This is a genomic window from Chthoniobacter sp., assembly GCF_040003245.1.
In the GTDB taxonomy this organism is placed as follows: domain Bacteria; phylum Verrucomicrobiota; class Verrucomicrobiia; order Chthoniobacterales; family Chthoniobacteraceae; genus Chthoniobacter.
Genome location: NZ_JBDUCX010000388.1, coordinates 1 through 3609, shown reverse-complemented (window position 1 = coordinate 3609; position 3609 = coordinate 1). Strand labels below are relative to the sequence as shown.

Genomic DNA, 3609 nt, shown 5'->3' with positions numbered 1-3609 from the left:
CGATCCGAGCCGTCGAAAGCAGCCGCCGCGCATACAGCAGTTCTTGAATTTGCGCAGTGAACCGCATGGGCACGGATCGTTGCGACCGAGCTTTTCGAGAAGCTCTTCGTTGCCGTGGATGACGCGCAGACCCCTTTTGACCTGCGTTTCGGATGGGCACCCTTTTCGGCGTTTACTGGTGCGCTCGAAAAAAGGGCTCGTCGTAGTGTGAGTGTGAATCTGCCATACGGCCTCCTTGTTGAGTGAGCCGCGAGTGGATGCAAGCCGACTCTAATAGTCAAGGACGACGGCAGTTTGAAGAATCGTTGCGATGATTTTGACCGAACGGAAAGATCGGTAGCGGAGCGCGCGGCGCGGATCATCGCCGCCCGCCCACCAACTTGGCAATCTGTGCTGCGACCGTCTGCCGACCGTTGCGCAGACCCCCGGCGTAGACGTATCTAATGGGAGAACTTGGAGGGTGTCGCATCGTCTATCGACCATGTATTGTTTGGGTCGTTCTACACACACTTGCGTGTCTCCTCCGACGTATCCGAGCGAGACTGTCAACAGCGACGGCTGAGCGCATGCTATGTCACGTTCAATGGCGATCGCATTAAGCCGCAAAACGGCAGGCCACGATTCTACAAACACTTCTATGGCCACGGCGGGGGCTAGGCGGGCTAAGGCACAGCCTTAGAAAAGCTGCCAACTCCGAATCCACAGCTCGACCGCGACCGCATTCAGGATCGGCCATAGGTTCGGCGTGTAGCCTTGGGCGGCCTGCAGAAGCTCATCACGCAGCGCCTCTTTGCCCACCAGCCTGTTCGCCACGAGCCAGCCTTCCATGAGTAACTCCTCCACTACGGATTGGTGCGCCTGGAGACCGAGCTGGTAGATGCCGGAGTGGTCTCCCTTCGCATGCCGCTCGACGATAGATTGCGGGATGCGTCCCGCTACGGCTCGGCGAAACAAGATGCGGTCGTCGCTCCCGGACAGGAGTGCTTCCATAGGCAATGCGAGCGCCAGCTCGACGACCGGCTGGGCGAGAAACGGATGCTCCACGATGTGCTCGGGCGAGCGAAAATGCCGATCCGCCAATGCCGAAGCGTCATATATCTCGAAAAGCTGCGCGCGTTTTGCCGGCGAGACATCCTCCAAACTATTCCAGAACGACGGCGCTGAAATGACGGCGGCCGCCGCTCGGGTCAACTCTTTCGCAGCCCAAGCGGGTGGAGGTAGCGGCTGCCAGTAGGTCGCAAAACGCCTTTGTCGTAGCCCGATCAGGAGGCTCTTCCAAAGCAGCGGCAAATATGGGGTGCCCGTGTTTGTGGACTCTGCGCTCAGCTCAGCGCCAAATTTCCCGAAATCGCCAGCGAGGCAATGGTCGGCAAGGAAATGCGGTATGTCGCCACGGGCTTGAAAAACTTGGTCGCCTCCGAAGCCGTTCAGCAAGCAGCAGGCAGAAGCCGCCCCAGCGTGTTGCGCCCGGTGCATCGCGCCGGTAAGCATGTGCGGCGTAGGGCGATCCCACTTGCGAGTGAGCGTTTCCTCGAGGGAGGCAAACGGAAGCCCCTCTGCAAAATCGACCTCGACCATTTCAGCGCCCAGGAACTCAGCCAACTCCCGCGCAAATGGCAGTTCGGTAGCCGACGCGCTATCAGGGTGATGAAGAGTGACAGCTTTCACGCGGACGGACCGATGTCGCACCGCCTCCCCTACGGCGGCAAGCAGTGCTGAGGAATCCAGTCCGCCGGACACATCCACGCCGATTTCGACCTGCTCCCCCACGACAGCCGCCACGGTTCCGGCGAATACTTTCCACAGCACATCGGGCTCAGGAGATACGCTCTGAGCGATGAACTTCGCAGGATTCCAAAAAAGCCGTGTGCTGGTCCCGCGCGAACTCCATTCGAGCACGGTTCCCGGACAAAGCTCCGACACTCCAGCCAATGGCATCCGCGGAGTCGGGCGCGTGCCTGCCAGAACAAAGGAGGCCAGACTTTCCGCATCCACGCTCAACGGAAGGACACCAAGCGCTGCCAGCGCATCGAGCTGCGTTGCGAAGACCGAACCTTGAGGGCATGAGGCGTGGAAAACCGTGTGCAGGCCGGTCGGGTCGCGGAAGATCGATAGTCGCTGCGCGTCCTCATCGGCTACAGCGATGACATAGCGACCCCACACGTTCTCGGTAAGCCACCCGCCTCCCGAATCGAGAATGGCGCGACCAGCCGCACCGACGATTTCGGGCGAGACTAGGCCGCCTTTTCCATTGAGTCGCTCATGGACCCGACCGGAGACAACGATCGGGCAGGGTTTTCCGAGGCCACCTGCTGTCATGTGATCGGCACCATCGTTGCAGGCAATTGCTCCCCAAGACTGCCGCCATCGAACGCGCGGATGAGGGCCGCGGGAAAGCCGGGAGCAAACTTCCGCGACGAAGGCCGGCGTGCCGGCACAGCCAATCAAGAGCGACATGCTGCGCTCCCCGGCGATACGACCAGGATGGGAGCGAGCCGCCGCTGGACTTCACTGCTGTCATTGACTACCCGCCCGGCGTGCTCGACCCAGGCATGGGCGTAGAACGGAAACTTCTGCACGCCGATCACCAGAACGCATTCGAGTCCTCCCCAAAGCGCTAACAACACAAGCGCGCCCGACCCCACGAGGCAATCAACCTTTCTTGGATACCACCTCCGCGCCATTTCCACCGCATGGAGCAGCGCGGCCAACTGATTTTCTTCCGAAGAATTTAATGTGATGGTCTTAGGCCGCATCGGCTGGTCCTTGATCTCGCGCACGAGGTCCTTCAGACCGCCGCGGAGGAGAAGTTCAGCGCGAAGAATCGCCCACCCTGCCTTAAGAACCTCGATAAATGTGGAGCCGCCGGTCGCGTGCGCCAAATCGGCGAGGTGCGGCCTCCATTCACACACCGTGAGGCCTCCCCGTTCGCGGGCGCAGGCGACCTTGAGTGCCTCGTTTTCATCGTTCCCGACAGAAAGGATCTCCTCCTCCTGCAAAAAATCGATTAGCGCGCGCTCCTCTTCCTTCAGTTCCTCGGGCTCGATCGCTCTGCCGAGCAAACCGCACAGACGTTCGCTGTCCTCTGCTGCCAGCCCGCTATATGCGTCGCGGGAAAGATCAAGAAAAACATACCCGCCGGGTAGCCGAGCGGCGAATACCTCGCGTGCAAGCGCGATCATCTGGTGCCTCTTTCCGCACTCGAAAGAGTCGCGCACTCAACTATTGCAGCCAGCAGGTTACGGCTTGGTGCCTTGGCTTTCGCTGCTGCGCCCGGACTTGCCTTTCGTGAGCTTCGTGGCGGAGCCATAGGTGACGAGCGCCGGCCGCTTCGCTTTGCGTTCGAGTTCAAGTCCTTTGTCCGTTGAGGAGAGATGCTTCTCGGTTTTCATAATCCACAAACCATAACGTGAACGCTCCAGGGGGCAATGGTCAACTTCTTGAGGGGAATGTCGCTATCGCTTTTGTGCGACTCACTTCGCGCCGTCTGGCATGACTGTGGAAAGTCTGCGGGCATCGAAGTCGTGCGATGATCTGCGCCACCCGCAACGAAGCGCCCGGCTTCCGCGCGGAAGCATGGGCGGAAGGCCGAGAGCGGCGTGAGGACGG

General features: G+C 60.4%; 4 protein-coding genes. All 4 read right to left on the bottom strand.

The annotated features are described in order from the left end of the window. Positions 1-120, bottom strand: a 120-nt coding sequence (locus tag ABJF10_RS30025; RefSeq protein WP_348548281.1) for an SEC-C metal-binding domain-containing protein, incomplete at its 3' end; no start/stop codon positions are given. 555 nt (positions 121-675) lie between these two features. After that, positions 676-2457, bottom strand: a complete 1782-nt coding sequence (locus tag ABJF10_RS30020; RefSeq protein ID WP_348548280.1) for an asparagine synthase-related protein — start codon at positions 2455-2457, stop codon at positions 676-678. Next, on the bottom strand, positions 2445-3182 hold the full coding sequence (locus ABJF10_RS30015) for a lasso peptide biosynthesis B2 protein (protein WP_348548279.1): 738 nt from the start codon (positions 3180-3182) through the stop codon (positions 2445-2447). The genes ABJF10_RS30020 and ABJF10_RS30015 overlap by 13 nt, the downstream gene beginning before the upstream one ends. 57 nt (positions 3183-3239) lie before the next feature. Next, positions 3240-3392 (bottom strand): hypothetical protein, encoded by a 153-nt coding sequence (locus ABJF10_RS30010; RefSeq protein WP_348548278.1) that lies wholly within the window; start codon positions 3390-3392, stop codon positions 3240-3242. Positions 3393-3609 lie beyond the last annotated feature (217 nt).

Bases quoted from the DNA above. Each gene is read 5' to 3' on its own strand.
- ABJF10_RS30020 (WP_348548280.1), bottom strand. From the start codon at position 2,457: ATGTCGCTCTTGATTGGCTGTGCCGGCACGCCGGCCTTCGTCGCGGAA.
- ABJF10_RS30015 (WP_348548279.1), bottom strand. From the start codon at position 3,182: ATGATCGCGCTTGCACGCGAGGTATTCGCCGCTCGGCTACCCGGCGGG.
- ABJF10_RS30010 (WP_348548278.1), bottom strand. From the start codon at position 3,392: ATGAAAACCGAGAAGCATCTCTCCTCAACGGACAAAGGACTTGAACTC.